Annotated in this window: 5 protein-coding genes; 3 read left to right on the forward strand and 2 right to left on the reverse strand. The window is 41.5% G+C overall.

What is annotated here, in order from left to right; translation table 11 throughout:
- Window positions 1–453 precede the first annotated feature (453 nt).
- Window positions 454–1,512 carry a Vgb family protein gene (locus J7E66_RS29495; protein WP_215007046.1) on the forward strand — a complete coding sequence of 353 codons (1,059 nt, stop codon included), beginning with the start codon at window positions 454–456 and terminating at the stop codon, window positions 1,510–1,512.
- Between the two features lie 1,646 nt (window positions 1,513–3,158).
- On the opposite strand, the gene J7E66_RS29500 is transcribed toward J7E66_RS29495, so the two are convergent.
- Window positions 3,159–4,364 carry an MFS transporter gene (locus J7E66_RS29500; RefSeq protein ID WP_215007049.1) on the reverse strand — a complete coding sequence of 402 codons (1,206 nt, stop codon included), beginning with the start codon at window positions 4,362–4,364 and terminating at the stop codon, window positions 3,159–3,161.
- 210 nt (window positions 4,365–4,574) lie between these two features.
- On the opposite strand from J7E66_RS29500, the gene J7E66_RS29505 reads away from it, so the two are divergent.
- Complete coding sequence (locus J7E66_RS29505; RefSeq protein ID WP_098530123.1) at window positions 4,575–5,153, forward strand: TetR/AcrR family transcriptional regulator; 579 nt, start codon at window positions 4,575–4,577, stop codon at window positions 5,151–5,153.
- A gap of 949 nt (window positions 5,154–6,102) precedes the next feature.
- Here the strand turns inward: J7E66_RS29505 and J7E66_RS32705 are convergent.
- Window positions 6,103–6,555, reverse strand: a complete 453-nt coding sequence (locus J7E66_RS32705; RefSeq protein ID WP_308162630.1) for a hypothetical protein — start codon at window positions 6,553–6,555, stop codon at window positions 6,103–6,105.
- A gap of 258 nt (window positions 6,556–6,813) precedes the next feature.
- Here J7E66_RS32705 and hprK point away from each other — a divergent pair, with 258 nt between their 5' ends.
- A complete protein-coding gene (hprK, locus tag J7E66_RS29520) occupies window positions 6,814–7,749 on the forward strand; it encodes an HPr(Ser) kinase/phosphatase (RefSeq protein ID WP_215007052.1) in 936 nt (311 codons plus the stop codon).
- Window positions 7,750–7,841: the final 92 nt, after the last annotated feature.

Below are 7,841 nucleotides of genomic sequence, written 5' to 3' on the forward strand. Positions count from 1 at the left end.
GGTGCGGGAAATCCGCACGCCGGGTTCTGTGGGGGTTTGAGTCGCCAATTGGGCGACCTTTCTACCCGGAGTCGGGGGTTAATCACCCCCTCCTACTCGATTCTTCAAGTAACGGGCAGTTTAGTTGAAGTATGAAAAGTATCGAACATTACAAGAAACAGAGACGACTATGTTCTTCGGTATTGCCGACTTCATAGTAGTTGAGGGCGGCATCCCACACCCACCTCATCCCATTAACGATGAATGGAGCAAAGTAAGAGTTAGCTGACCATTTGGCGTTTGTATTTGCATACGAGAGGACATTTAATCAATTTCATTAAATTTTAAAAATTGTGTTTTTTTATCAGCGAGTTTGTCCCATACAAAAAGCTATCAAATGAATATATTAAAATTGGATTAAAAATTATTTTTTAATTCTAAAAAAATATTAATAGAAGGGAGTTTTTTACTAGAGTGAAATTACGAAATGACTATCTCTACATTGGTGACGGCAACGATAACACTGTGAATACTTTCGACTCAGAAACGGGAAGGTTCCTTGGTAGTTTTGTTCCATCAGGCGACAACACCTTAAACGGTCCCCGAGGACTTATCTTCGACCATGGTGGGAATCTTCTTGTGTCTAACCAAAGAGTGAATGAACCTGTAAATGGTAATGTATTACAGTACAACGGACAGACTGGTCAGTTTCTACGACAACTCGTCCCGTCCAATCCAGATGCCCCGTTTGCTCCATACGGCATCGTCCTCTCGAAAAAAAATGTACTGTTTGTGGCGGACAGGGGTGACCTAGACCCTGATACGGGTATAGAAGTACCAGGAGAATTGAAGATGTATGATGGCTTCAGTGGGGCGTTTTTAGGCAACCTCGACCACTCCGGCTTCAGCCCTTTCCACCCCCGTGGATTGGTCTTCGGTCCAGACGGTTTGCTGTATGTCTCCGCCTTTGACTTTTTAGCTCCAAATAAAGGCTGGGTGCTTCGCTTTGATACGAAGATAAATAAATTACTTGATGTGTTCATTAGCAACGACGACATAACAGAACTCCACCGACCGGACGGCTTGGTTTTCGGTCCTGACGGTAATCTTTATGTCACTAGTTTCCGTGCAGACGTCAATGACACAGACAAGATTCTGGTTGTCAACCGCCATTCACGCAAACTTATCGACAAGATTGACCTCTATGCCGCCGGACAGCCACGAGCCTTTGCAGAAGGAATCTTGTTTGGACCGGAGGGAAAACTGTTTGTTCCTATCAATGGCCCGTTCGACCCTGAAACGGGTGAACCAACAGGAGAATTTACCGGTTCAGTACGGCGCTACAATGTTCATAGCAAGAAGTTCAAGGAGATCATCCCTCCTTATAAAAATGGCGGACCGTTAGGGGTGCCGACCTTTCTGACATTTGGCAAGACAAACCCCGCAACACTAGCTTACGAGGGTGACCGGGAAGAAAGCAGCGACCATCATCATCATCACCATCATGAAAGTAGTGACGAGAGCAGTAGTTAACCTTTGAAAATACAAGGAAAGACCGCTACTTGCGTTTTGATAGCGGTCTTTCTTTGGACAAGGTGTAACTTTTCTAAAGGGTCAGATTCACAAATTTCTTTGATTTGTTTACAATATTCCTTTCAGCGAGGTGAGTTCGCCAAGATCCGAACGTCACACTGGTCAGGGTGGTTCTCACGAGACTGCTATTATGGCTTTATTTTTCTCTCAAGGAGATTGTGAAGAAATGTACTTAAGCTAAAGGGTGCGTTTGTTGAAGAGTAGAGTACAATAATTTCAGGAGTAAAATATGAGAATTTTAGTTATAAGTATTAGTCTAGTATGTATGATAATTCCTCTTGTTTTATTATTTAAGGACTTAAAGGAGACAAAAAGTATTAAGGAAAGAATTGGAATCCTTTTTGGTTTCTTTTATGAACCATTAGAGTCATGGGCAATAATATTTTATATAGGTTTTCTTGGATTATTGTACGGGTTGATTTTTCTTTAAAATTTTTTGTGTAATCAAGTAATTGCATTAGTATTTTTGTTAACTTGTTATATTTCCTTAAGTAACTAACGGGTTCAAGAGTTGAAGAACGGGGATTGCTGCGGCGATCCTTTTTTCATATTCAGCTAACGGAGCAGGTGTGCGGCCGATCCTAGGTCGTATCATATAACGGGTGGGATTCCCGTCGAGTAAGAACTAGCCATTCGCTCGTAGCGAGTCTTGGAGGGCTAAAGGTAACTTGAGTCTTTAAGCGTAGACAGTTAGGTGGCGGGCCGAAAGCCAATTGGTTGAAGGGATTGAGCTCCATAATGTTAGTAAAACGAGAGGGCTGATGCTTTACCTGCAGCAGAAAGCTACATTTTATCCTTCGTTTAAGGCAAGATGGATAAAACCTCTCTGGAGTCAGAGACCTTGGCACGTTACACATTGATATGATATGGCAACTCGGGAGACCCTACCGGTCTTTTCTTATAAGAAGAGTATGGTGTACAAGCGATAAAAAGTAAGGAAGCCAAACGCCGGTGTAGGGAGTCGGATAGCAGCGTAGTACCAATGAAGTTGGGTAATGCCGATGGAGGAAAGGCTAGCTACCAGTTATCGCCCTTAGTAGGGAAACATCTTCTACACACAGAGGTAGGTATAATAAATGGAAACAAAACTACTAAGGATAGCAAAATTAGCAAAATCTAATATTAAAAGATTAATGTATTTTTGTGAATGGTAACTAGGAGGAGCCGTGTGCATTAATAGTGCAAGCACGGTTCTGGGAGGGGGGTGGAGTACAATTTACCGCAAGGTAGAAAGGCTCCCTTCTACTCGACTAGTTCAAGAGTGCTGTTAGATCTTTGTTCAACAATTGGGCCATTTAATGGAGTAAGGCTCTCAAACAAAACTGGATATTTATGTTAGAATTGAGGTGAGGTTGTGAAGAAATGTACTGAAACTAAAGGGAGTTTAGATGAACAAGAAATACGACTTAATATTTACTGTATTATTAACAAAAGTGTATTTAAGAAAACGAAAAACACCGACCTGCTATAGTCGGTGTTTTGTTTATAGCGCCAAGGGGAATCGAACCCCCGAACCTCATCGCTGCCTGCAATGTCCTCTCCCGCTTTTGGGGGAGTTTCACTGCCCTGAACCATCTGCAAGGGTTTCAACGTCCTTTACGGATGGTACTTTTTTCAGTAAGAAAGTAAAGTAAGGCTAAAAGCGGCATAACAACTCCAATTAGAGATGTGAAACTCCAGCCGCCATGAGCATAAGACCAACCGCCCAAAGAAGAGCCAATTGCTCCGCCAATAAAGAATATAGACATGAAAAGTCCGTTCAGTCGGCCTCTTGCTTCACTCCCCAATAAATAAATCGCCCGCTGTCCAAGAACAAGATTTCCCGATACGGCCGCATCCAGCATAATAGCAGCAAGAATGAGCAATGTGAGAGCCGTTGTTGAATTACCTTGAAAAAGATATGCTAGCAAAAAAGACAAGGTGGCAATAATCATTGCCAGTCCGGTCAAAAATTTGGTCCAGCCTTTATCCGCCAGTCTTCCAGCTATCGGAGCTGCTATCGCGCCTCCCACACCTGCCAATGCAAACAATGCGATGCCTTGCTGGGACATTCCGAAATCATCCACCAATCGCAAAGGAACCACAGTCCAAAACAGGCTAAAGGCGCCAAATAAACAAGCTTGATAAATGCCGCGGCGGCGTAATATAGGCGTTTGTTTTAAGAGGGTGCCTAAAGAGACAATTAATTTACCGTAGTTGAGCGTAGGTGAAGGTCTACGCTCAGGGAGAATACGTGACAACAGAACCGTCAATAGAGCGATAACAATCGCCGATAAAGCAAATACTGTTTGCCATCCCCAAATGCTGGTTATAAAGCTTGCCACCGGCCTGGCAAACATAATTCCGAGTAAGAGTCCACTCATCACGTTTCCGACCACGCGGCCGCGCTGCTCTTCAGACGCTAAATGGGCGGCATAGGGAACCAGTATTTGGGCTACCACAGATCCCAGTCCAATAAACAGGGACGCAGTCAGGAAAAATAGCGCATTTGAGGCGAATGTTGCCGCAAGCAATGCACATACCACAACAATTAGTGATACTGCCACGAGGCGCCGATTTTCAATAATGTCACTAAGCGGTACGATAAACAGCAGCCCTGCAACATAACCGATTTGTGTTAAGGTGACAATTAATCCTGCTGCTGCGGAAGAAAGACCCGTAGAGACACTGATAGGTCCTACCAGGGTTTGCGCATAATAAAGATTGGCGACAATAAGACCACATGCGGACGCTAACAGAAACATAATCCAGCTTGAAATGCGTTTACCCTCGATAACTTGATTCGTTTGCATTGTAATCCTCCCCATTTTCATTTTTTGTGTGTGCGGCAGGGCTAACAATATTCAGTACTGCCATCACAAATTAAATAATATACGTATAGTTTAGTAATTGATATTTAAATAATATACTGTACGTTCGGTTTTGTAAATAGCTATTTTTTCTTTTTGTTGAATATTTAGTATAATGAACGTATAGTTTTTATTGTAAAGGGGAGGATTCGTGTGAATGCCAAAAGAGGACGTCCACGTAATGTTGAAACGCAAAAGTCTATCCTTTCTGCTTCATATGATTTGTTGTTGGAAAATGGCTTTGGAACGGTCACTGTAGAGAAAATTGCTGAGCGGGCCAGGGTTAGTAAAGCCACCATTTATAAATGGTGGCCCAACAAAGCAGCAGTTGTTATGGACGGCTTTCTATCTGCTGCTGCGGCAAGACTGCCGGTGCCCGACACGGGTTCAGTATTTAATGACATACTCATCCATGCCACTAGTTTAGCTCGGTTTTTGACCAGTCGGGAGGGTAAAATCATTAAGGAGCTGATTGGTGAAGGGCAATTTGATTCAGGGCTGGCGAAGGCATACCGGACCAGATACTTCCATCCTCGCCGGCTTGAGGCTAGACATCTTATGGAACGGGGGGTTCAGCGCGGGGAATTGAGGGGAAATCTCGATCTCGATTTAAGCATTGACCTCATTTACGGGCCAATTTTCTATAGATTGCTTGTGATAGGTGAAAATTTGGATGATGTTTATGTTGAAAATTTAGTGAAATATTCATTTACAGGAATTAATTCGGATTGAATAGATACCCTTCATTGACTCCCTTAATCATTCTGACGGTCGTTCGTTTTTAGATAAGGGTTTTGCTTTAGCAGTTGTATTATCAACTATTTTAGCCAGCAAGGGATTTGAATTAGAATGGGGACCTATATACTGGGGACTAATTGGTGCAGCCAGGGGCATTATTATTGGTTTAGTAATCGAAATAATATTGTATAAATGGAAGAATAAAAAAAAGCAAATTAAACTGGTACGGAATGAAAAACACGGAGAGGTTATACTAATTATTAATTGTCAGCTGAAGGATAAAAAATTAGTTTCAGTTATACTCACACGGAATTTAGCGTTAGGGTTGGCGAAAGTTATTAATTCTAAAGAATGACAAAATTTTTTATTATCGGTGTGATGCTATAAAAAGCATTGCCCATTAACGAAGGAGATTGTTAAGAATTGTACTTAAAGTAACGGGTGCTTGAGTTAAACAAGAGGTTGCTGCGGCAGCCTTTTTTCTTGTTCCACTCCCTCAGTTAAATACGATTTTCTCCCGAATGCTCGCTAATTCGCAGGATTCCATAACCTTTGGAATAGGGTTGACGATTTAATGAAATGAGTTCAGATTTTTTGGCTTCGTGAAGGCATAGGGAAATAGAGGAGTGAAAAATAACTCCATATTTTACCATATGATGTACATGCTCCACGCCGCCCCTGGAGGCTTTCCCTCCCATGTCTCAACGGGTCAAATGCCCTATCATTCCTTCGTCATGCCTATCCAAGGGGTGGAGGCCAGTTGTGCTAACGGGATGGGTCAAAGCCCTTTTGTGGAACAAACCTGGTACTCCGTACATGTTTGAAATCCTAACGAATAAGCCAACATTCGATAACTGTAAAACTAACAATCACTTTTTATTATTATTTATTGGAGTCTTCCCTTTCGGGAAACTCGAAAGTGTTTCTAAGAATCTATAAGTTCTTATGCTGCTAAAGTAGTTAAAGGTTGTACTTTTTCTGGACAATAGGATTCATTTCGTTTAGCAATGCCTACAAATATCCGAGCTAATTTACCAACCAATTTCATAATAGATTTCATTTTCTTCATTTTTTTAACTTTAACATTATGAGCGTGTATTGCTTTAAATTCTGGGTTGTTCATCACAAGGCTCATTGTGGCTAAGTAAAGGAATCGCCGTAGTCTTGACCTCCCACGTTTAGCCGCAAACTCAATATCACGTTCTTCTTTCAAAATTCGGTTCACATAATCAAGGGTCTCCCGGCTTTCGCTAGCTGGTACAACCGTAAATTCATGCTTGTATTTGTTCATAAAGTAACGGGCTTCATTAGCACGTAAACCAGCCAGAGCTTCTACTATAGGTGAAGACTCTAAACCAACCGTAGACACATTTTTAAAATCAACGATATAGGACATTTCCATCCCTCCTTTTCTCTCTTTATTTCAGAACAACAGGAATCCACATTTCAGTAAACTAAGTCATTCTTCAAGTTGTTTTTTTGACTAGTATTAACAAACACCTCTTTAAAATTCGACGTTGTTGCGTCAAAGCCCTTCATTTCGAGGAATTGAAACCATACCAAATAATTGGAATCATTTCGTAAAGGGATGACGATTCCTCTTTTCTTAAGTATAATTCAACTATAGATAGGCTATTAGGACGGTGAATATAAGGTGAAAAAAATAACAGTCGAAAACTTAGTTCGGAAGTTTTCATTGAAAGTAGTAGCTGGGGAAAATCAACTGCAGAAAATGATTACGCAATCACGTGTGCATCGCCCTGGCTTGGAATTTGTTGGCCATTTTGATTTTTTTCCGATGGAGAGAGTTCAAATTCTAGGAAAAAAGGAAATTACCTATTTACATAAGTTAAGTAAAGAGGAACGTAAAATACGAATCGGAAATATCGTTCACTATCACCCGCCATGTTTTATTGTTACGGCTGGTGAAGAAGGACTTACCTATTTAACTCACCATTGTGTTGAACAGGGTATTCCCTTATTAATTACAAACAAGCCTGAGACCACTTCAGAGTTTATCACCAGATTGGATGCGTATCTGGTAAAGGAATTAGCCCCAGAAATTGCTGTGCATGGAGTTTGTATGAATGTGTCTGGCATTGGGATCTTACTTCGCGGTGATTCAGGGGTAGGGAAAAGCGAAACAGCTCATACGTTAATTCGTCGAGGACACCGGCTGGTTGCTGATGATATTGTTGTCCTGAAGAAGCTTAGCCCGCAAACCATCCTCGGTACACATGATGAAAAAACCAAGGAATTTTTGGCTCTTCGTAGTATAGGGTTGCTGAATGTGGTTCGCTTATACGGTCGCAAGGCTTTTCAAGATGAATCAAGAATTGTGCTCGATATAAAATTAACGAAATGGCAGAAAGATGATTTGAATAATGAATTGGACCAGGAACTTCAATTTACGGAATATATGGATGTTAAGATTCCATCTATGGAAATCCAACTCCAGCCAGGGCGTGATGTAGCGGGGTTAATTGAGGCTGCGGCAAATAACTGGTATTTAAGGCAGCAAGGATACAGCGCAGCAGAAGAGTTCATGAGCAGGATTGAGGCCGATATTTCGAATTCTAATATGGAATAACTTTTGAAGAAGAACGCCACGGTGACGGTTCGAAACCACTGAAAAATGAATCCTAAAAACTGGAAAAAATATTTAAGATATGCAAAAAAAAA

The organism is Bacillus sp. ISL-7 (assembly GCF_018613065.1).

Bases quoted from the DNA above. Each gene is read 5' to 3' on its own strand.
- J7E66_RS29500 (WP_215007049.1), bottom strand. From the start codon at position 4,364: ATGCAAACGAATCAAGTTATCGAGGGTAAACGCATTTCAAGCTGGATT.
- J7E66_RS32705 (WP_308162630.1), bottom strand. From the start codon at position 6,555: ATGTCCTATATCGTTGATTTTAAAAATGTGTCTACGGTTGGTTTAGAG.